Source organism: Paenibacillus phytohabitans (assembly GCF_013141775.1).
Lineage (GTDB): Bacteria > Bacillota > Bacilli > Paenibacillales > Paenibacillaceae > Paenibacillus_AQ > Paenibacillus_AQ phytohabitans.
Window position 1 is genome coordinate 42,205 of sequence record NZ_WHOB01000008.1, and the last position, 20,115, is coordinate 62,319.

The 20,115-nt window shown below is 50.6% G+C and carries 23 protein-coding genes and 1 riboswitch; of the genes, 2 read left to right on the forward strand and 21 right to left on the reverse strand.

What is annotated here, in order from left to right; all coding sequences use genetic code 11:
• Positions 1–76: 76 nt before the first annotated feature.
• From purR to GC101_RS00450, 10 genes are all read right to left on the reverse strand, one after another.
• On the reverse strand, positions 77–904 hold the full coding sequence (gene purR / locus GC101_RS00405) for a pur operon repressor (RefSeq protein ID WP_042132683.1): 828 nt from the start codon (positions 902–904) through the stop codon (positions 77–79).
• A gap of 170 nt (positions 905–1,074) precedes the next feature.
• Positions 1,075–1,929: a 4-(cytidine 5'-diphospho)-2-C-methyl-D-erythritol kinase gene (ispE, locus tag GC101_RS00410; RefSeq protein ID WP_171715663.1), complete on the reverse strand. Its 855-nt coding sequence runs from the start codon at positions 1,927–1,929 to the stop codon at positions 1,075–1,077.
• A 175-nt stretch (positions 1,930–2,104) separates the two neighbouring features.
• Entirely contained in the window at positions 2,105–2,281 is a 177-nt protein-coding gene (locus GC101_RS00415) for a small, acid-soluble spore protein, alpha/beta type (RefSeq protein ID WP_039305760.1), read from the reverse strand.
• A 125-nt stretch (positions 2,282–2,406) separates the two neighbouring features.
• Entirely contained in the window at positions 2,407–2,682 is a 276-nt protein-coding gene (veg, locus tag GC101_RS00420; protein ID WP_036696386.1) for a biofilm formation stimulator Veg, read from the reverse strand.
• 226 nt (positions 2,683–2,908) lie between these two features.
• On the reverse strand, positions 2,909–3,817 hold the full coding sequence (yabG, locus tag GC101_RS00425; RefSeq protein WP_171715664.1) for a sporulation peptidase YabG: 909 nt from the start codon (positions 3,815–3,817) through the stop codon (positions 2,909–2,911).
• Positions 3,818–3,890: 73 nt separating this feature from the next.
• Positions 3,891–4,775 carry a 16S rRNA (adenine(1518)-N(6)/adenine(1519)-N(6))-dimethyltransferase RsmA gene (rsmA, locus tag GC101_RS00430; protein ID WP_042132680.1) on the reverse strand — a complete coding sequence of 295 codons (885 nt, stop codon included), beginning with the start codon at positions 4,773–4,775 and terminating at the stop codon, positions 3,891–3,893.
• On the reverse strand, positions 4,772–5,323 hold the full coding sequence (gene rnmV, locus GC101_RS00435) for a ribonuclease M5 (protein WP_171715665.1): 552 nt from the start codon (positions 5,321–5,323) through the stop codon (positions 4,772–4,774). The genes rsmA and rnmV overlap by 4 nt, the downstream gene beginning before the upstream one ends.
• Before the next feature lie 160 nt (positions 5,324–5,483).
• Entirely contained in the window at positions 5,484–6,644 is a 1,161-nt protein-coding gene (locus GC101_RS00440; protein WP_171715666.1) for a 3D domain-containing protein, read from the reverse strand.
• 288 nt (positions 6,645–6,932) lie between these two features.
• A riboswitch (cyclic di-AMP (ydaO/yuaA leader) is annotated at positions 6,933–7,162 on the reverse strand.
• 198 nt (positions 7,163–7,360) lie between these two features.
• A complete protein-coding gene (locus GC101_RS00445) occupies positions 7,361–8,131 on the reverse strand; it encodes a TatD family hydrolase (RefSeq protein WP_039305744.1) in 771 nt (256 codons plus the stop codon).
• 53 nt (positions 8,132–8,184) lie between these two features.
• A complete protein-coding gene (locus GC101_RS00450; RefSeq protein ID WP_171715667.1) occupies positions 8,185–9,468 on the reverse strand; it encodes an HD domain-containing protein in 1,284 nt (427 codons plus the stop codon).
• A gap of 304 nt (positions 9,469–9,772) precedes the next feature.
• Here GC101_RS00450 and GC101_RS00455 point away from each other — a divergent pair, with 304 nt between their 5' ends.
• On the forward strand, positions 9,773–10,027 hold the full coding sequence (locus tag GC101_RS00455; protein ID WP_019914502.1) for an AbrB/MazE/SpoVT family DNA-binding domain-containing protein: 255 nt from the start codon (positions 9,773–9,775) through the stop codon (positions 10,025–10,027).
• An 840-nt stretch (positions 10,028–10,867) separates the two neighbouring features.
• Here the strand turns inward: GC101_RS00455 and rsmI are convergent.
• The 10 genes from rsmI to GC101_RS00505 all read right to left on the reverse strand — a co-directional run bounded on the left by rsmI (position 10,868) and on the right by GC101_RS00505 (position 18,667).
• Positions 10,868–11,773, reverse strand: coding sequence for a 16S rRNA (cytidine(1402)-2'-O)-methyltransferase (gene rsmI / locus GC101_RS00460; RefSeq protein ID WP_246354103.1), 906 nt, complete (start codon positions 11,771–11,773; stop codon positions 10,868–10,870).
• Positions 11,770–12,546, reverse strand: a complete 777-nt coding sequence (locus tag GC101_RS00465) for a tRNA1(Val) (adenine(37)-N6)-methyltransferase (protein ID WP_171715668.1) — start codon at positions 12,544–12,546, stop codon at positions 11,770–11,772. The genes rsmI and GC101_RS00465 overlap by 4 nt, the downstream gene beginning before the upstream one ends.
• 60 nt (positions 12,547–12,606) lie before the next feature.
• Positions 12,607–12,969 carry a DNA replication initiation control protein YabA gene (yabA, locus tag GC101_RS00470; protein WP_039305729.1) on the reverse strand — a complete coding sequence of 121 codons (363 nt, stop codon included), beginning with the start codon at positions 12,967–12,969 and terminating at the stop codon, positions 12,607–12,609.
• 31 nt (positions 12,970–13,000) lie between these two features.
• Complete coding sequence (locus GC101_RS00475; protein ID WP_039305726.1) at positions 13,001–13,801, reverse strand: PSP1 domain-containing protein; 801 nt, start codon at positions 13,799–13,801, stop codon at positions 13,001–13,003.
• Between the two features lie 149 nt (positions 13,802–13,950).
• Entirely contained in the window at positions 13,951–14,925 is a 975-nt protein-coding gene (gene holB, locus GC101_RS00480) for a DNA polymerase III subunit delta' (protein ID WP_171715669.1), read from the reverse strand.
• A 17-nt stretch (positions 14,926–14,942) separates the two neighbouring features.
• Positions 14,943–15,386, reverse strand: a complete 444-nt coding sequence (locus GC101_RS00485; protein ID WP_039305718.1) for a YaaR family protein — start codon at positions 15,384–15,386, stop codon at positions 14,943–14,945.
• Positions 15,387–15,426: 40 nt separating this feature from the next.
• The gene (locus GC101_RS00490) at positions 15,427–15,756 is read right to left on the reverse strand and encodes a cyclic-di-AMP receptor (RefSeq protein WP_036723983.1); all 330 of its coding nucleotides are present in this window, start codon (positions 15,754–15,756) and stop codon (positions 15,427–15,429) included.
• A 114-nt stretch (positions 15,757–15,870) separates the two neighbouring features.
• Positions 15,871–16,512, reverse strand: coding sequence for a dTMP kinase (tmk, locus tag GC101_RS00495; protein WP_039305713.1), 642 nt, complete (start codon positions 16,510–16,512; stop codon positions 15,871–15,873).
• Positions 16,513–18,261 carry an aminotransferase class I/II-fold pyridoxal phosphate-dependent enzyme gene (locus GC101_RS00500; RefSeq protein WP_171715670.1) on the reverse strand — a complete coding sequence of 583 codons (1,749 nt, stop codon included), beginning with the start codon at positions 18,259–18,261 and terminating at the stop codon, positions 16,513–16,515. It abuts the gene before it with no gap.
• A gap of 220 nt (positions 18,262–18,481) precedes the next feature.
• Positions 18,482–18,667, reverse strand: a complete 186-nt coding sequence (locus GC101_RS00505; protein WP_039305710.1) for a sigma factor G inhibitor Gin — start codon at positions 18,665–18,667, stop codon at positions 18,482–18,484.
• A 209-nt stretch (positions 18,668–18,876) separates the two neighbouring features.
• Here GC101_RS00505 and GC101_RS00510 point away from each other — a divergent pair, with 209 nt between their 5' ends.
• Complete coding sequence (locus GC101_RS00510) at positions 18,877–19,401, forward strand: hypothetical protein (RefSeq protein ID WP_171715671.1); 525 nt, start codon at positions 18,877–18,879, stop codon at positions 19,399–19,401.
• Positions 19,402–19,485: 84 nt separating this feature from the next.
• On the opposite strand, the gene GC101_RS00515 is transcribed toward GC101_RS00510, so the two are convergent.
• Entirely contained in the window at positions 19,486–19,899 is a 414-nt protein-coding gene (locus GC101_RS00515; protein ID WP_039305704.1) for a hypothetical protein, read from the reverse strand.
• Positions 19,900–20,115 lie beyond the last annotated feature (216 nt).

Here is a 20,115-nt window from a genome sequence, read left to right on the forward strand (position 1 = left end):
TTTCGTGCTGTTATCTTAAGATTCCTCACGGTTTCGACATTATGCACGGGTTTTTAATCTTGGAAATCCAGCTCCCTCAGGAGGGGAAATAGTTGCCGGGATACGCGGAAATGCGCCGCACCTTGGAATCTACCTCCGTCAGCTTTACGAGTGATACGTAATCATGCAGCAGGCGTTCTTCCTTCTCCACCGCTCCGGATTCTACAAGTACGCCTACACCGGCGACCTCAGCATTGAACTCACCGAGCAGATCAACCATCCCGCGTACGGTACCGCCCGCCTTCATGAAGTCATCCACGATCAGCACCCGGGATTTCTCACGCAGTGCCCGTCTGGACAGCGACATCGTATGTATGCTCTTGTGCGAACCCGAGACATAATTAATGCTTACCGCCGAACCCTCGGTCACCTGATGGTCGCGGCGCACCAGTACTACAGGCAGCCCAAGCTGTGCAGCCGTCGCATAAGCCAGCGGAATCCCCTTGGTCTCCACCGTCATCACGACATCAATCTCTACCCCGTAAAAAGCCGTAGCAATAATCTTACCGGCTTGCTCCATCAGGGACGGCAGTCCCAGCAGATCGGACATGTACAAATAACCGCCGGGCAGAATCCGGTCACTCTGCTCCAGCTGCCCGCACAGACGGTTCACGAAAGCTAGGGCCATGTCCATCGGCATCCGCGGAATATACCTGACTCCGCCTGCAGCACCCGCCAGGGTTTGCAGTTCGCCCATGCCTTCGCCTTCAAATACCTCTTTTATAATAGCCAGATCTTCACTGACCGATGACTTCGCTGCACCGTACCGCTCTGCGAAGGTCGAGAGCGGCAGCAGATCATGCGGCTTCTCAAGTAAAAATTGGGTCATATCAACCAATCGCTGGCTTCGTTTAAGTTTTTTCACGGAATGCTCCTCGCCAAAACCGAATATTATTATGAATAATATCATTTTTGTACGGATTTACACAAGCGAAAACGGTTATACCGTCCTTCAGGAGTTGACTTGCTCTTCGCTCAAGAAGAAACGGCTAAGCTGCCTGGGGCAGCGCTAACCGTTTCGGTGTGCCTTCCGGCTCAGCTCAGCGAACGCACGGCATAGACTTCCTTGCAGAATCCGCGGAGCCCGTTATAGATTCTTGCCACCTTGGACTGCTTCGATACCAGGCCGAACACTGTCGGTCCGCTGCCGGACATCAGTACCCCGTCTGCCCCCAGCTTCATCATCGCTTCCTTGAGCTGCTGTACCTCCGGGTGCAGCTTCAGGGTCACATCCTCCAGCACATTGCCCAGGCCCGCGCAGACCGCCGCGAAATCGCCGGCCTCAATCGCCTGCTGCATCCGGAGTGCGGACGGATGGACCGCGATGTTATTCGCGCGTACGCGTCCGTACACCTCAGCCGTCGATACATTAATCGGCGGCTTGGCCAGGACGACCCAGCATTGCGGCGGACTCGCTATCGGAGTCAGCCGTTCTCCCCTGCCCGTAGCGAGGGCAGTGCCTCCTGTGACGCAGAACGGGACGTCCGAGCCCAGCTCGGCGCCCAGTTCCTGCAGCTCCTGCGCCGGGATCCCGAGGCGCCAGAGCCGGTTCAGGCCGCGCAGCGTAGCCGCGGCGTCACTGCTGCCGCCGGCTAGGCCAGCAGCGACCGGAATTCTTTTGTCCAGGTGAATATGTACACCGCTTCTCACGTTATAGCGGTCTTTAATCAGTCTTGCGGCCTGGAAGGCCAGATTCTTCTCATCCAGCGGAATATACCCGGCCTGGCTAGAGATAATAATGGAATCACGCTTCAGCTCGGAGAGCTCCAGACGGTCGGCCAGATCGACCATAGTCATAATCATTTCCACTTCATGAAATCCGTCAGCGCGCTTATGCAGCACATCCAGCATCAAATTAATCTTGGCCGGCGCTTTCTCATACATTTTCAAGGCGTTCACCCACCCTCAGCTTTTCCCGTAAAAACAACTTAACATATTATATGAGAAACTGGCAGTGAAGTCCATTAACAAAAGTTGAGTAAGCTTCTCCGGACCCCGGTATCTGGAAAAAGGTACCGCCAGCAGGCGATACCCAGTTACAACTGCAGACCCCAGCCTGACGGCGTTACGATTTCCGTGCAGCCTGTTCAGCCAGCTGAATCGCTCTCTTGACCATGTTCCCGGCATCAACTGCCCGGATTCCACCCCAGCCTTCCTGCTCTACCGTTTCATAGAATCCAAGCTCCTTGGCCAGCTCTGTCTTCAATTCCTCCGACATCATGCCCCGTCTTCTGCGGCTCATTACGGATTCCTCCCTGTATGCTATTGGATGATGAGCTACTGCTTATGTAGTATGCGGCCAAGGGGCACAGGTCATGCAGCGGAAAAACAAAAAACAGCCCCCCTTAAGGGAGACTGTCCGTGACGCTAAGCTTTAATATACATAATCCGCATCTGCCCATCGTCTTCGGTAACTGTGATTTCCACAGATTCAGTAAGGATATCGGCATAGCTATAGGAGACTCGCTTGAATGTTTGCTGCTCCTGATCCAGTTTGACAATAAATACAGAAGGGTACGTTTCTTCCAGGACACCGGTACGTTCAACGGTCTTGCGACGACCACCGTTAGCCCGCAACGTGATCTTATGACCGACGTGAGCTTCGAGACTGCGTTTGATTTCCAACAGCGCGTTATTAGCCATTGCCTGACGACCACCTCTTTCCTTGTCCATTATACAACTTTTCACAATCATTGTCAAAGCAAATAAATAATTATAGATGATGCTAAAATAGTTGTCAACGGAATTTTTTTAGAAGCACGAAGTCCCGGCTTAAGCGCCTTGTTATCGGTAATGCTGAACGCAAATCTGCCCATGAAAAAAGGAAGGATAAGCCGGATCGCTTATCCTTCCTTCTCTATATCCGCCGCTACAGCACCGAAGGCGCCACCTTCAGGGTAGCAAGATTCTGCAGCCGGGGCATCCCGATACGGAAGCTCCCGCGGGTCTCAATTCCGCCCATTCCCTGGTTACCGCTAATGGTATGGTTCAATACATCGCTCAAATTGACCGTATCGCGGATCGATGTGAATGAAGCCTTGGCCGCAATATAGACGGGGTCCAGGGCATGAATGAGTATTCTTCCCGGTGAGCTGGCGAAATTCGCCCCTGTGCCCAGCAGCGCCTCGAAATGCGACTGGCAGGCCCCTGCAACAATCGTCAGGGCGTCGAAATTCCGCTCATACTCCCGGGCAACCTGGATAGCCGCAACAAAATTCTGTGAATTTTTGTAGCTGCTCAAGCTGTAGAGATCATAACCCTGCTGTTGCTTAAGTACTCCGTCATGACCGGTAATCACCACGATATCCGGACGCACACGGGGCAGCAGCCGGTACAAGGTCTCCGCCATTTTGGACTCATGAATATGATGCCCTTCGGCGGGTATGCGCAGTTGCTCATACAGACTCAGGCTCTTCTTCAGGTACAGCGCGTCGCCATCCAAATGCAGCACCTTACCCGGCACTTCGAAAAATCCGGCTTCCTTCGGAGTTGGGGCCCATGTGCCAGTTGCTCCCGATACACTCTCTCCGCTGCGCTGGCTCTGCTCCTGACGGTCTTTGCGCAGCCAGCTCAGGGATTCTATGGCTTTGATCTGCGCCTGCTGCCCCCGCTCTGTAATCCGGGTAGGAGGCACCTGCACCAGATCATCCAGCGGAGAGTCCGCCAGCAACCGGAATTCCGTCCCCTTGATGACGGCTTTATTCTGCACTATATTCTCTACCCGGAAAGTCACATCGCCGCCATAAGATTTACGTATGACCAAGTCTCCTAAATTCATTACAACACCACCTCTACCCCATGTTATGGGCAAAGGTCCCGGTTGGTTCATCACCCGGAGTGTTTTCTGCTGATTATACGATTCCTGCGGCCAGCAGGACAGCGCTTAGCCGCGCATATTCCTCCAGGCTAAGTGTCTCTCCGCGGCGGGACGGCTCTATCCCTGCTTCAGCCAGCAGTGCCTCCAGACGCTCACGCCCCTCTTCAGCGAAGTAGCGGGCCTTCAGGTTATTGGCGATCGTCTTGCGCCGCTGGGTGAAGGATGCCTGAACAACATCGAAGAAATGCTTCTCATCGGCAACTTCAACCGGAGGGCGCTCTCTGACCTTCAGACGGATGACGGCTGATTCTACATTCGGCTGCGGAATGAACACTGTCCGGGGTACCATGCAGACCAGTTCGGGCTCGCTGTAATACTGGACGGCAATACTAAGGCTTCCGTACTCTTTGCCTCCAGGAGAAGCAGCCATACGTTCGGCAACTTCCTTCTGGATCATAACGACGATGTTATCAAGCGGCAGCTTCTCTTCCAGCAGCTTCATGAGAATCGGGGTCGTCACATAATACGGGAGGTTGGCCACTACGCTGACCCTGTCCACACCGGCAAAATCTTCGGCAAACAGCTCCTGCATGTTGACCTTCAGTACATCATCATTGCGGATCTTTACATGGGGATAGGGTGACAGGACATCCCTGAGGATCGGAATCAGTCTGCGGTCAATCTCCACCGCTGTGACCGCTCCTGCTGTCATCGCCAGCCTTTCCGTCAGGGCTCCGATACCCGGGCCAATCTCCAGTGCGCCTGCTGCAGAATCCAGGCCTGCGGCATCGACAATTTTGTCCAGAATATTCTGGTCGATCAAAAAGTTCTGGCCCAGGCTTTTTTTGAACGAAAACCCGTACCGCTGTATGATTGCTTTGGTTCTAGTTGGGGATGAGATATTCAGAGTGTCGCTCATGAAGTAATGCCTCCCTGATCAATTTGGGCGAGAGCGCGCGCGAACTCTTCGCGTGTAATACCGAACATCGCCAGACGCTTGTACAGCTGCTTGCCGTTGCAATAACCGATACCCAGCAGATTGCCAAGCTGCATTCTTCTCTCTGCTGCCTGTGCGTGTACCATCATACCTGCGGCCATAAGATCCTCCAGCCCGATTACAGCCGGTGCCCCTTCAAAAGAAGTATGGACATGCTCCAGCGCATGGCGGATGGCCTCAGGCGAGGCATTCTCCACACCTATATCCCCTTTGCGGGTAGCATCCTTCTCCGGAATGAATGCGTGCTTGCATCCGGGTACCTTGGAGGAGACAATTTTGCGAATCCGCTCTCCGGCATGATCGGGATCCGTGAGGATGATAACCCCTCTGCGTTCCATGGCTAATGTAATCTTTGCAATGACCTTGCGGTCCACTGCGGAACCGCCTGTTTCAATCGTATCCGCTTCTACCGCCCGCTTAACGGCCACGGTATCGCTTTTACCTTCGACGACAATTAATTCTTTAATCATAAATAATTTACTCCCTTATTCTAAAACGCAAAAAGAAGAGGATTCGCTCCCCTTCTTTTTGGCTAAAGAATGTATAAGTGATGAGCGGCAGCTCTCTAAATTCCGTAAGTGCTACCCCCACTATATCTTATAAACCGCTAATTTGCAAAAGACTTGCCGCTTAATTAAGCTCCGGCTTCACAGGTCCAATCACATAGATGGTCCGCGACTTCCGGCCGAAATTACGGGCATGGCTCAGTGAATCGTAGTATACATCCACCTTGTTGCCTTTAATGGCACCGCCGGTATCCTCTGCTCGGCGAAACCCTAATCCCTCAATGTACACCCACCAGCCAATTGGTATTACATTCGGATCGACTGCAATAGTGCGGCCTTCCGTTACGCGTGTGCCGGAGGCGGTACGTGTTCCAATTCCCGGTTCTTCCGAGGAATAAGCCGTCATGGATACGTTTTTGATCATTTTTTTGTATTCAAAATCTACGCCTGCCTTGCTCGTGACGTTGTTGCTCTTCGCACTGACTTTGGATGATTTGGAGGTTGTTGTTGCTTTGGATGTAGTTGCAGCAGCTACAACAGGCTTCGGAACCGCTTTGGTACCGACAGCAATAACCTTATCTTTGGTTACTGTCTGAACTTCCTTGCCGACCATATTCATGGAGACTAGCTCCCCATCCTGATATACCTTCTCGATATGCTGGATGATCGCGCCCGGCTTGCCTGCCTGTGCAACTCTTACGTCTCCCTTATACAGAGAGGGGTCTGCGGTTTTGATGACCTTAAAAGGCAAGTTTACTGTCCGCTGTACGGTCTGCTTGGTAATACGGACAATCTTGACTTCCATGTCTGGTGTGACTGCGGTATCAAGCGAAGGGAAAATCTTGTCATTGCCCTCCAGGCTGTAACCCAGCTTGGTAATGGCATCTCCGAGCGAATCCTCGGTGGTGTATATGGTCTTGGTTGCACCGTCTGCAGTAAGCATAAGCTTCTGCGCACGGGTGATTACGACACGGTCGCCGTCTTGTATTTCATCACTAAGGCCAATAGATAGCTCATCATACGGCTGCAGCGAAATTTGTTCCTTTGCCAGCACATCACTGAGCAGCGCTTCCCGCGTCTCCAGTGTCTGTACCTGTCCGTCTATAACTAAAATAATTTCTTTATTACTCTGACCGTGTACGTACAGCAGAATTAACAGTGCGATAACAATCGATATCACACCTGCAAGTGAAAGTACGCGAGGATTCACTTGCTTCAACCGTAATGCGAAAGACCTGCTGGATGATTGCGAATCATGGGATACCTCTGGTTGGAATACGCCCACTCTCTCCATCCTCCTTACATAGCCCCGTCGTCCAAGTTATATCAAGGTGACTGCATCATTTCTGACGAAACTAGGTTTGAGATTGCAACAGGATACGCCCGCATTGCTCCAGCGTTTCCTGCTCATGGATCGCCTGCTCGGCATAGCTACTCCGGATATCTGTTATATAACAGTATGCCGGGAACATCCGCATTATTCAAAACAAAAAAAAGCCCAAAAAAGAGTTCACAGAGGACTCTTTCGTGGCTTCTCCGGTGTCGAATACGCGGGAATGTTTATGCACGAGGTTTCCTCTCTTACTTGCGCTTACGGGGTTAGCTGTCGGGTTCGGGCATAAGAGAGACGCCCTATCTCAGGTCACCCGCTCACGGCGGTTGCCCTCAAATTCACCCCAAAGACCACGTGAAGAAATCAAATAAATTCTGCGGCAATTCTGTGTTGTACTCTATGTACGGGCATGCGGCAGGGCATTTATTGGTTCCCCCGTTCTCCATACGGAGACTCAGCGAGACGATCCATGAAATAGTGACTGTCACAGTAACAACAGCTCACTGCACTGAAAAGATGATATCCTGTTTTGATGCATGTTGTAAAGGACGATTCAACCACGTTTACGTAAAAAAATGATTAAAATATTGTAATATTCAGCCGTTTTTAGACTATAAAAGTTTAATATATCGGCTATACTTCATTTTTCACCGCTTTTTCTCCCGTTTTCAGACAATCCCAAATCGTTCCAGTGCGTTCGCATACGTAATTTCAGCCAATTCCTGTAAATCAATCCCTTTTATTGCCGCAGCTGCCTCCGCTACCAGTCTTACATGTGCGGTCTCATTCCGCTTGCCGCGGAAGGGGTGCGGAGTCAAATATGGGGAGTCCGTTTCGATCAGCAGCCGGTCCAGCGGAGTCTGGGCGAGCACCTCTTTGGGCACCCTTGCATTCTTAAACGTAATCGGTCCGCCGAAGGACAAATGGAAGCCGAGATCCAGACACATTTTGGCGCTTTCCCAGCTGCCGGAGAACGAATGCATCACCCCTCCAACCTCACCCGCTTTTTCCTCCCGCAGAATCCGGATTACATCCTCGTGGGCATCGCGGTTATGGATACAGATTGGCATCTTCAGTTCACGTGCCAGGCCAATTTGCTTGCGGAATACCTCATGCTGCACATCCTTAGGAGAGGTGTCCCAATAATAGTCAAGTCCGATCTCACCGATAGCGACTACCTTGGGATGACTGCAAAGCGAAGCAATCCATTCGAGGTCGCCCTCCTTCATACTGAATGCATCCTGGGGATGCCAGCCCACCGCTGCATAAATATAATCATATTTCTCTGCGAGCTCCATCGTTGTCGGAATCGTCTCCCGGTTGAAGCCGATATTGATCATTTTACTGACTCCGGACTCCAGTGCCCGGGCGATTACCTCCTCGCGGTCCTCGTCGAATTGCGGAGCATCCAAATGGGTATGTGTGTCGAATAACTGCATTATATTTCATCCTTTCCGCCTTGATTTCTATGATGAATTACAAGTATTTTAGGTTATTTTGCAAAAATATCTGCGATGGAGGGCGGCAGCTGTGGAAGGGCTTTCTGCAGCCTGTCCTGCGGGAAATAGAGATGGTATCTGCCTCGGTGAATCCCGCTGATTGAGCGTACAATATCCGATACCTCAGAGATCTCCCGCAGCTTATCATGACGGTCCAGAAGCAGAATCTGTTTGCTGTCAAAAGCGTCCCCCGGACGGAATACATCATAAGGAAGATCTGTCGGAAAATCGATTTCCAGATCATAATCAGCACGCAGTCCGGCACCGGCAAAGCTGCGGCGGATTTCGTCAATTGTCTCTGTATCCAGATGCTCCATCTCCACATATTTATACAGTTTACGATGAATAAATCGGCTGCACAAGTCGCTTAAAATTTCATCACTCTCCAGCGTCCACTGCATGAAGGCTGTCTGCATCAATGCCTCATCCAGCAGCAGGTACTGCTCCACCGTTACATCCCCGCGGAACAAATCACTTAGCGGCTCAATCATGAACCGGAAAGCATAATCCTCCTGTACCAGCTCCTTGGCTCTGCGGAGAATCTGGCGCAGAATAATTTCCGAGCTGCGTGTTACCGGATGGAAATAGACCTGCCAGTACATCTGATAACGTGACATCAGGTAATCCTCAATCGCATGCATCCCGGATTCTTTAACAACTACCCGGCCGTCATAGGGGCGCAGCATCCGCAGAATCCGGTCAATGTCAATGGTTCCGTAATTTACCCCTGTATAATAGGCATCACGCAAAAGATAATCCATCCGGTCCGCATCCAGCGGCCCCGACACTAAATTGACAACAATTTCATGCTCATACGTTTTGGAGATCACAGAGGCTACTTTTTTAGGAAAGTCCTCAGCTACATCACGCAGAATAGCGGTGATTTCCGTATCCTCCAGAATGATCCGGCAGGTCCAGTCCTCATGGTCCATTTCAAAAGCTTCTTCTATAGAATGGGAAAACGGGCCATGTCCCAAATCATGCAGCAAAGCCGCACACAGGGTAAGCAGACTTTCCTCAGGCATCCAATCCTTATACCCGCTTCGTTCAAACTGCGATATAATCCGTCGGGTAATTTCATAAACACCAAGCGAATGGGAAAACCGGCTGTGTTCTGCACCATGGAAGGTCAGATAAGAGGTGCCGAGCTGGCGGATGCGCCGCAGGCGCTGGAACTCCTTGGTGTTAATCAGACGCCAGATAATGGTGTCCTGGACGTGAATATAGTTATGAACCGGATCCTTAAATACCTTCTCTTCTGTCAGCGGTTGCTTCATGAGATCAACTCCTTTGAATAATATCCATAGAAATAGGGTGGAATTACAGTTATAATAATAAATATTGTCGTACTTTGTCGAATTATGACAAATTAACAATTTACAAATCGACAAATATTTTCGAGGTTCTTTTTGGGATATATGCCTAACCAATGGCGGTATGAATGTTTCCTTCAAAGTTTCCTTAAAATTCGCCTCAAAAAAGGTTGACTGTTTTGGGAATGGTTGGTATTATAAATATCATAAAACAGTGAACAATGTCGAATATTGACGCTTTTGATAATTGAGAGGAGCAACGATTGTAATGATGAAATCAACAGGAATTGTACGTAAGGTAGATGAGCTTGGACGGGTCGTTATTCCAATTGAATTGCGCCGCACACTGGGTATTGGAGAAAAAGATGCGCTCGAAATTTACGTGGACGGTGAGCGGATCATGCTTAAGAAATATGAGCCTGCCTGCATTTTCTGCGGTAATGCTGAGAATGTAACCTATTTCAAAGGTAAAATTGTTTGTCATGAATGTATTTCTGCTATCCCTACCCCTGTGACAAACTAAACCAAATAGGTTATAATAGGAACTAATCAAATTGTTAATTCTAACCTTTTTATATCTCCTTGGCCTCCCGTTAGCGCGGGAGGTATTTTTTTGCACTTTTTTCCCTTAGATCATAACCCTTAACTTCTTCTTACCCTCCCAAACCCTCCCTATAGGGAGGGCCCCAAGGGCCCCGGCCCTCTGGACACCCGGAAGCTTGGCTAACTGTGCAGATGGGGCGGAAGGAAGTCATGTTCGGCGGTGGACCGGCCCTTTTCGGACTCCCTGAAGGTGCGTCCTCAGGGCCTTGCCATGCGCAGTGTTTCGCCGCACGCTTCGCTCTTGCGGCGGTTGTGCGGCTTCGCTCTTAGGTGACGCTAGCAGTGGAACCGCTCTCCCTGCGGGAATTTCTTTAAGGCGGAGCCGATTAGCAACTTTGGTGCGTGCTGGTTATTTGCCTTCATGTTACCTTCGTGCTGCGGTACGCTCTCCCTGCGGGAATTGCTATGTCAGCGCGGCCAAATGACTTTCGTTCGGGCGATAGCGTAGGTGTAATATTGGATAATCAGTCTTGGAAAAAATGGATAACTGCATTCTGTGCAGTTATTTAATACCAAAGTGAGCGGCTGATTAATTTAGTTGTATTTCATACAATTATATCCATACATATCCTCTTAATTATCCTTTTTCCATAAATATAAATGTACAAACTACACTTATATCTAATATAAGGAATAATTGTATCCAAATAAGTGTACAGAATACAATTATTTCATCAAGCATTCTAATCATCTGAGCTATTTCAGAGTTTATCTAACAGATGCTTAACTCGCAATAATCGTGATCAGTTACGCTATCCCCTTATTCCCGCTCCAGCAGCGCATTATAAATATCACGCTTGGCCAAGCCACGGTCAGAGGCCGCTTTTTTCATCGCGTCTTTGCGCGTCAAACCTGAGGTTTCATAATGGGCAACATGAGCTTCGATGCTCAGCTCCCGCCACCAGGAAGACTCGGCGAGCTCCGCCTCTTCTTTGCTCTCTCCCTCAAGCACAATTACGTACTCACCAAGCGGAGGATGCTCCTCCAGCCAGGCACAGCATTCTTCAATCGTACCGCGAAGAAACTCCTCATACCGTTTGGTCAGCTCACGGGCCAGTGTAACCCGGCGGTTGCCGAAGGCTTCCTGCAAATGAACCAGCGTCTTAGCAACACGATGCGGTGACTCATAGAAGAGCAGTGTGCCCTGGGCGGAGCGAAGAGGTGCCAGAACGGCCCGGATATCCTTGCGCTCTCTGGGCAGAAAACCGATAAATGTGAAGCTGGCGGTAGGCAATCCTGAAGCAATCAAAGCTGACAGCGCCGCGTTAGCTCCGGGAATCGGAATGACCGGAATTTGATGCCTTACAGCCAGTGCTACCAGGTCCGCTCCAGGGTCTGAAATCGCCGGCAGGCCGGCATCGCTGACAAGGGCTAAATTTTTACCTTCTATTATATAGCGTATCAATTCAGGTCCGCTTGCCGCCTTATTATGCTCATGGTAACTGAACAGCATCGAGGGTGTAATTTCAAAATGGCTCAGTAATTTACGCGTCTGTCTCGTATCCTCTGCGGCAATAATATCGCATTCCTTCAGCGTTCGCACCGCGCGGTAAGTCATATCTTCCAGATTACCGATCGGAGTAGCCACCAGATACAGACAGCCGCATCCTTCGGGCTTTGCTCCGTCATTGTTATTTTGAAAGCTGCTTTGGCAGGTTATCGTCATTGGCTCTTATCCTCTTTGTTCCCATAATAAATATCCATTATCTCAGGGCAGTATTGATTGTCCTCATTATATACGATTAAAGGCGGTTGTAAACGCACCTCCGGCTTCCCGTCGCGCGCCGCTTCAATCAGTACCATATTCGCCTCCAGATGCGCACGGGGATGTACAAAGCGGATCAGCTTAGGTTCCAGCCGGTGCTTACGCATTAGACTGATGATATCCACCAGACGCTGCGGTTTATGTACCATACTGACTTTGCCTCCAGTGCGGACCAGCCGGACACAGGCCTGAATGACCTCCTCCAGCGTACAGCCAATTTCATGACGGGCCATGGCCTGATGTGAATTCAGCTTCAGGTCGCTCCCGTTAAGCGGCATATAAGGGGGATTAACCGTTATTGCATCATATACACCATACCCTGCGGTATTATGCAGCTCCCGCAAATCACCTTCATGGATCAGCACCCGCTCCTCCAGCCTGTTCAAGGCTACACTGCGCCGGGCCATGTCGGCAAGACGGGGCTGAATTTCTATCCCTTCAATAGAAGCTTTGGTACGCGTGGTCAGCAGCATAGGGATAACTCCGTTGCCGGTGCATAGATCAAGTACTCTTCCGCGCGGCGGTATACTGGCGAACCGGGCCAGCAGCACAGCATCCATAGAGAAGCTGAATACTTCATCACTCTGGATAATCCGCAGATCATGGGTTAGCAAGTCATCGATCCGCTCTGCACTATGCAAAGGCACCGGGGTATCGTTAAACGAATGGGTCATTGTACATTCCTCCAAATTCAAAAAAAACCGTAGGCGAAAATCTCCTACGGCTGGATATCCTCATTTATTAAGAAAAGAAAGGCAGAACAGACAATCGCCTTCCGTCCGCAAATGCCCGAAATAGACATTGCAGATGTGGAAACCTTCATGGTACAGTCTGGCCAGATTATCGTAACCTTCTCCGACAACCTCTTCTTTGCCTTCGGCAGCCAGTATAGCCTCCGCCTCAGCAGAAAGCGCGGCCTTATCCAGAGGGGCTTCCCTTTTCAATATGATACGTAGCTGCTCATTCTCCAGACTGAGCTTCTGATTTGCTTCCATCAGCTCTTTAACCGTCTGTTTCCAATCTCCTAGAGTGGCGCGCATTTCATCCATCTGCGCTTCCATCTCCTGCATGTGTGCAAATATATTTTTCTTCTCCAAGTTTCCACCCCGAAAGTAACCTTATAATGGTTTACTTGACGACAACATCATCCATTGGAAGTTCTTTAACTTTGCCCACTTCAAACAACTGCACATGAACCGTGCGGCTTCCGGCATTAATACCTACTACTTTGCCATCACCCAGTGAGGTTACGACGATTTTGCCTACCGCCGGCATTTCTTCCTTCGTGCTCTCATAATTATCATGCTCAAACTTCAGACAACACATCAGCCGTCCGCATAATCCCGAGATCTTGGTCGGGTTCAGCGAGAGATTCTGGTCCTTGGCCATCTTGATGGACACCGGCTCGAAATCACCCAGCCAGGAGGAGCAGCAGAGCACCCGTCCGCAAGGTCCAAGTCCGCCAAGCATCTTGGCTTCATCACGCACACCAATTTGCCGGAGCTCGATGCGGGTTCGGAAAATACTTGCCAGGTCCTTAACCAGTTCGCGGAAATCCACGCGGCCCTCGGCAGTGAAATAAAAAATGATCTTATTACGGTCAAACGTAAATTCCACATCCACGAGCTTCATTTTGAGGCCATGATCGCGGATTTTATTTAAACAGGTGGTAAAAGCGTCCTTTGCAGCACCTTTGTTCTCTTCGACCACACGGGCGTCGGTTTCACCGGCAATACGCATGACCTTCTTGAGCGGCAGTACAACGTCTGCTTCCTGCACCTCTTTTTTGCCAACGACAACCTTACCGTATTCGACCCCTCTTGCTGTCTCAACAATAACGCATTGATCGCGTTCAATCGGGAAATCAAGTGGATCAAAATAATATATTTTACCCGCTTTTTTGAAGCGGACACCTACTACGCTGTACAAAAATTAACCCCCTTGTTTGCCGGTAAAAGGAATCCTTAAGCAAGCCTGCTTCCCAGATGATTCATGCTTGTCCTTCCTCATCCGTTAAACCTGTACTTCCAGGTGCTGAAGCGTTTATCCGGAGGATCTATCATAAATAACCCGGCCTGTTAACTTTCTAACCGGATTAAGAACTGCTCCAAACACAACTGGGTATTGGTATTGGAGCGGAGCCTGCGCTTGCTCTCCACCGCAAATTCCATGTAAGCCACCCATTGTTCCGTACTCCGCTGACGGGCAGCCTTGGAAATGAAGTCTAACTGATCTATGAAAACGATACTTTCGTGCTTTCGGTACAGGAAGTAGAGCATATCTTTGAACCATAAGTGAAACATGCTGAATAGAATATCCAAATGTTCACCAAGCCCGGTCTTGAACACCTTCTGCCCTGCAGTTGCTACTGCGGAGCTTCCTTTGCCCAAAGACTCCTTTGCTAATTGTAACACTAGATTTCTCATTTCTGCAAACCAATTCTGTGCCAAAAGTTCCCTGCAGCCGTCAAGACCTGCAGTCAGTGATACTGCGCACCGTGCCAGCGGCACCGGAACCCCTTCACTGGACAGCGCCTGAAGCATAATATCCGGATGCAGCGGGCTAAACGGAATCCGCTGGGTTCTGGACTGGATCGTCGGCAGCAGGGAACTGCTGTTATCAGAGATCAGAATTCCTACCGCAGGAGCAGGAGGCTCCTCCAGAAATTTCAGCAGACTGTTGGCGGCTTGCACCGTCATTTTGTCCGCTCCTTCTATAATATAAACCTTCGGGTTAATTCCTTCCGAGCGGTAGGAAAAAACACGCTGAAGTTCGCGGATCTGGTCAATCTTGATACTCGCCCCATCGGGCCGCAGCAACGATAAATCGGGATGGTTGCCATGCTCCACCTTACGGCACTCCAGACATTCCCCGCAGGCATCATCCTTGCACTTCGTGCAAAATATCGCTTGGGCGAACGTCATAGCCATTCTGACCTGGCCGCTCCCTGGCGGACCGGTGAACAGATAGGCATGACTTACAGCGTCCTTGCGTAAAGCATTTTGAAGCAGCCGCTTGGCATCCTCCTGGCCTAATAGTTCATGAAAAGACATATATTCCTCCAAGTTTGTCAGAACGAAAGGTTAATCAGCAGTCCGCGGATCTCTCCGACCCGTCCGAGCAGATCAATCCGGCCCTGCTCACTGTCCAGCAGATCATCTGCCATATTCAGCAGAGCGGCATCAATTTCATCCAGCAGCTTGTAGCGTTTGCCCCGGCCGCGCCGGTCCCAGCCCTTGGTCTCCTTCAGGATCACTCCGCGGCGGGCGGTCTCCTCCAGGAACCGTTTGATCATGTTCCGGTAGATAGCCAGTTCACGGACGGTCATGGATTTGGAGAGCCGGTCGCCTTGCTGCTGGATATCTTTAATCTGGCGGTTCAGTTCATCTATTGTTTTTTGCTCACTTTGCTGTTGAAATACATCGGTAAAGTTCTTTTGCTGAACAGGCCGCCGGTCAGCTTCCGTGGTCGACAATTCACTTTTTAAGGGCCTGTAGCCCGGGTTGATCTTCAAAGGTATCTACCGCCCTTATGGTTTATTGCTATATTATGCGTTAGTAATGCTCGAAACGATCAACCGGAAGGACGAATACTGTAGCTCCGCCTACTTGAACTTCCACGGGAAGAGGCAAATATGAATCTGTCGTACCGCTCATCGGTGTTACAGGTGTAACCAATTGTTCACGTACTTTACAGCTGTTGCGGATTACACTCAGTACTGCATCAACCTGAATATCATCTACCCCAATCAGAAAAGTGGTGTTGCCCGCCCGCAAAAATCCGCCTGTACTGGCCAGCTTGGTTGCACGGAAATTCGCTTTGACTAGTTCACTGGATAGCCGGTTGCTGTCCTTGTCCTGGATAATTGCAATGATCAAATTCATCTTCGTTTCCCCTCCTGCATGTTGTGTAATCACAGAATTTCTCGCAGCAGCAGCCAGCCCGCTGCAGATCTGTGTGTAACCATTATACCTCTATTGTTTATTTGACAAAACCTCTTAGAAATCCTTTAATATCCGGTCTTTCAGTGTCTGTACAATGTCCTGCTCCACCATATGGATCGGACGGTTGGCATCAAGCACAACAATCCGCTGCGGATCGGAATCCACCACGAGCTGATAACCGGCCTTAACCTTCTGGTGAAATTCAAGGCTCTCCAGATCCAGACGATTGACCTCCCGGTTCTGATTGGCTGCTATCCGAGACAACCCCACCTCAGGATCAACATCAAGATAGAAGGTAAGGTCAGGCATCCTGCCGCCGGTCGCGAACCGGTTAATTCCCCACACTTCCTCGATGCCGAGTCCTCTTGCATACCCCTGATAGACCAGGCTGCTGTCTACAAAACGGTCACATAATACAGTAATCCCCTCCTGCAGTGCAGGCTCGACTACTTCCGCCAGATGCTGGCTTCTTGCTGCCGCGTATAACAGGGCTTCTGTCCGGGCATCCATAGCCGTATGGGCCGGGTCCAGAATAATGGAGCGGATCTTCTCGGCGATTTCAATTCCGCCCGGTTCGCGGGTGATTAAGTAGGGCATGGAATGATTCTGCAGATAAGCCGCTACTCTGCCGAGTACGGTTGTTTTACCGGAGCCGTCGCCTCCCTCCAGAGTAATGAAGAAACCTTCTCGCTTCACTTATACTTCTCCGCCCTTCTGAATGTTGTATACCTTAATATGCTGTAAGGCGGGATCGGCACAGGCCTGAAATTTAGCCCCGCCATCGCGGAGGCTGCCCAGCCTGCCGCATATGGACTCTGTTATGATCTCTCCGGGATAAAGCAGCGGTATTCCGGGCGGATAGGGAATAACCATTTCGGCCGCCACTCTGCCCGCACTTGCTTCAAGCGTTATACTCTCTGTCTCCTCAGCGGCAACCGGCTTCGTGGAGAACCGGACCGGAGCTGAGATCAGCGATGCGCTGAAATTGTTCCACGTGGAATTTGGGCTGGAAAAGGCCGACATAACCTCTTCCCCAATATTGTATGATGCAGACGCCAGTATGGTCATGGAGCTGCGATCCGATTGAGATTCTGCGATAGGGCTAGAGGCAGCGACAAGGCCAGCGCCTGCTGCCTCATCAAGAGCAGAGCCGGAACCAGCAGCATACTTGGCCCCGGAGTAACAGGCTGCTTCTGTGACTTCCGTCTGCGGCACCCCGCAGGCTGTCTGCGCCGCAATATCCCGCAGCGCCTCCAGCAGCACCGCTGCATCCTCTGCCTTCGAGCCGAGGCTGAAGGCCAGTACCACGTGCCGGTCGTCGCTCATCTCCGGCACGATCCCTCTTTCTTCGAGCCTGCGCTGCAGCTCGAAGCCCCCCAGGACCCCGGCGGCGTCATAAATGACGGCCTTAAAGGGGTCCTGTGTCCTGTACGCCGCCCCGCGCTGCGGCGGCGTATCTGCCTCTGCGGCGTCAGCATCGCCGCAGGTGCGCTGCAGCGGCCCGGCCGGCTGCAGCAGCTGGAAGCGCGGCAGCGAAGCCAGGCCGCGCCGCAGCACGTCCACGGCGGCGAGCCCCGCCGTGAAGGCACCGGCGCGCTGGCTGTGCAGCAGCCGCCGGGCCAGATCGAGCGAAGCCATCACGGGGTATGATGGGCTGGAGCTCTGCACCATGGCGAGGCGCTGGCGAAGCAGCGCGCGGTCGAGCCATGGCCCTTGCACATGCAGCATGGCGCCCATCGTCAGCGCCGTCAGCATCTTATGCGTGGACTGCACCACGCCGTCCGCGCCACAGGCAAGCGCCCCGGCTGGAAGCGCCGGGTGCTGTCCGTAATGCGCCCCGTGCGCCTCATCCACCAGCAGCGGAATCCCGCTGTCGTGACAGGCCTGCGCGAGGGGCGCAAGATCGCTGCCCATGCCGTAGTAATTCGGCATGGTTACCAACACTGCGGCAGCCTGCGGATATGCCGCCAGTGCAGCCTGCACCGTTTCTGCCGCCGGTGCAACCGCAAGCCCGCTGCCCGGATCCATCTGCGGCTCCAGGAACACGGCATGTGCCCCGGCCAGCATCAGTCCGTGGATTACAGATTTGTGGACATTACGCTGCAGAATAAGCAGCATTCCCGGCTCATAGCAAACGGTCAGGATAAGTGCAAAGTTCCCCGCTGTGCTGCCGCCAACCAGAAAGAAGCTCTCCTCTGCGCCGAAACAATCCGCTGCCAGCTCCTGTGCCTCCTGAATTACCCCTTCAGGATGATGAAGATCATCCGTTCCGGTAATCTCTGTCGCATCATAGCGCATCACGTCAGCCAGATACCCTGCACCACCGGTATTCCGGTAAGCTTCACCATTCTTGTGCCCCGGCACATGATAAGATATATTACCCTTAAGTCTATATTGTTCCAGCATTTCGTATACAGGTGCCCTGCCAGGCTGTAAATTGTTCATTTGTTCTTCCTTCCCTGGGGGTTACCTTCTATTTTAACGCAAATATACCCAAACGCCTATTATTATGCGCAAAGTCTTCCCGAAACAACAAAACGGCTTCCCACACCAGACCCTGGCGGAGAAACCGTTAGAGGAACTCTTTTATTTGCAGCCAACGCGACACACATCCACCGCCCGCTCTTTATATACTTACTTGTAAATCGTTGCTGCTGTTCTCGGGTTAAGCATTCTTCTGCAGATTGATTTTCTTCATCCGGCCAATGAAAAAACGGTACTTGGCATCTTCAGCCTCTGTGCGTACCATCTCACTCTCACAATCTTCACAGATGAAATGCGAGACAATCACAATGCCCTCTTCCTTTTCTTGCCCGCAGATGATGCAGGCCTGTGCGGTTTGCTGTTCCATATTCATCCCACCTTGACTCTTTTAAGATCAGTATGGTACACCTTCTATCATTTTAAACCTTTTCATAGTTTTTTCCTAATCCTTCATAGCCTGAAATATATATATTCGCCTAATGCCCATTCGGTGTATATGATCCCGGGTTTAATAAAACACACGGTTAGGCCGATATTAATAACAAGAGAACTTGTGAGGAGGTCTGAATTTTCTTTATGGAACCAAACACCAAAGGCGCTGCTACATTCTATCAATACAAGCTTATCAAAAAAATTAATATTTCCGCATCCCTTCTGCGGGTCTATATTGCGCTTCCTTTTGTGTTCCTTGTGCTGGAAACAGTTTTTCTATCCTGGCTAAGCATTCTGTTCATGATTATTGCCGGACCCGTAATGCTGTGGATTCAATATGTTATTTCACGTTCAGTTCTGCTGATCTCCGGTCACCCTATCGTAAAACGGTGGAAAATGTCCCTGCACCTGCCCTGGCCCGGTTATATGCCTGATCAATATATCAACTATGGCATTTTCCGCAAAGTACAAATGCATAACCTGTGGATCGGTCTCTGCATTACAGCGCTCTTTATCGTCTGGGCACCGCCTGCATTTACCGCATCTTTAGTAATATGCCATCTTTGGCTGCTGCTGCCCCGCCTGTATACCCTTCTGCGGCTGCGCAGCGAAGCGAAAGACGGCATGCTGAAATTTAATCCGGCGGATGCCTCCTATTACGCCCAATAACCTTAAGCGATCATACATACGGGCGCATATTCAACCTGCATCCCACACAAAAAAATCGCCATCCCTATACGGACGGCGATTTTTTTATTTGCTCTTTAATCCTTTGGTGGTGACTTTCTTTTCCTTCGGGATCATTACAATGAAGTAGCCATCATGCACGGTTAAGTGTACAATAAGTCCTTCCTTCTGAAAAACGCGGGAGCTTCCGGAATCCTCATTACTCTGCTCTTCCCATCCCCATGCCTTGATCTCCTCCAGATAAGGCTCAGGTACACCCTTCTTCTCTTTCAGCCCGGGTAAAGAGTACCTTACATAATCCATAGCCACGTTCGTAGTGGTCCTGTCGGGGGAACTGGCTTCTTTAGGAACGGGAAAGCTTTTCTCATTGAGCGCACCGTCAAAAGTCTCCCAGGCCGGCTCCTTAGTTCCACAGCCGGCCAGCATAACTCCAACTATACAAAGAATAACTAATATCCATAAAGGTTGGGTTCGCTTCATACCTTAAATCCTCCTTACCTCTACCATGCATCTAAAGACGCAAGAAAATTCAAAGTTAGAATTTATCTGTAGTTCATTCGTATTAAGGCCTCTGCTTAATATTTGCACTTTTCTATTATACTTGGAACTATCGACACGTCGGTAACAAAAATGTCACTCGTTTGTAAGCGTTTCATTTATTGTTTCTGCTTATTTGTCCTCTTTTTCTTACTATAT

Coding starts and splice junctions, on each gene's coding strand:
- GC101_RS00415 (WP_039305760.1), bottom strand. CDS start 2,281: ATGAGCCGCAGAAGACGGGGCATGATGTCGGAGGAATTGAAGACAGAG.
- veg (WP_036696386.1), bottom strand. CDS start 2,682: ATGGCTAATAACGCGCTGTTGGAAATCAAACGCAGTCTCGAAGCTCAC.
- yabG (WP_171715664.1), bottom strand. CDS start 3,817: ATGAATTTAGGAGACTTGGTCATACGTAAATCTTATGGCGGCGATGTG.
- rsmA (WP_042132680.1), bottom strand. CDS start 4,775: ATGAGCGACACTCTGAATATCTCATCCCCAACTAGAACCAAAGCAATC.
- rnmV (WP_171715665.1), bottom strand. CDS start 5,323: ATGATTAAAGAATTAATTGTCGTCGAAGGTAAAAGCGATACCGTGGCC.
- GC101_RS00445 (WP_039305744.1), bottom strand. CDS start 8,131: ATGCAGTTATTCGACACACATACCCATTTGGATGCTCCGCAATTCGAC.
- GC101_RS00450 (WP_171715667.1), bottom strand. CDS start 9,468: ATGAAGCAACCGCTGACAGAAGAGAAGGTATTTAAGGATCCGGTTCAT.
- GC101_RS00455 (WP_019914502.1), top strand. CDS start 9,773: ATGATGAAATCAACAGGAATTGTACGTAAGGTAGATGAGCTTGGACGG.
- rsmI (WP_246354103.1), bottom strand. CDS start 11,773: ATGACGATAACCTGCCAAAGCAGCTTTCAAAATAACAATGACGGAGCA.
- GC101_RS00465 (WP_171715668.1), bottom strand. CDS start 12,546: ATGACCCATTCGTTTAACGATACCCCGGTGCCTTTGCATAGTGCAGAG.
- holB (WP_171715669.1), bottom strand. CDS start 14,925: ATGTCTTTTCATGAACTATTAGGCCAGGAGGATGCCAAGCGGCTGCTT.
- GC101_RS00490 (WP_036723983.1), bottom strand. CDS start 15,756: ATGAATTTGATCATTGCAATTATCCAGGACAAGGACAGCAACCGGCTA.
- GC101_RS00500 (WP_171715670.1), bottom strand. CDS start 18,261: ATGAACAATTTACAGCCTGGCAGGGCACCTGTATACGAAATGCTGGAA.
- GC101_RS00505 (WP_039305710.1), bottom strand. CDS start 18,667: ATGGAACAGCAAACCGCACAGGCCTGCATCATCTGCGGGCAAGAAAAG.
- GC101_RS00510 (WP_171715671.1), top strand. CDS start 18,877: ATGGAACCAAACACCAAAGGCGCTGCTACATTCTATCAATACAAGCTT.
- GC101_RS00515 (WP_039305704.1), bottom strand. CDS start 19,899: ATGAAGCGAACCCAACCTTTATGGATATTAGTTATTCTTTGTATAGTT.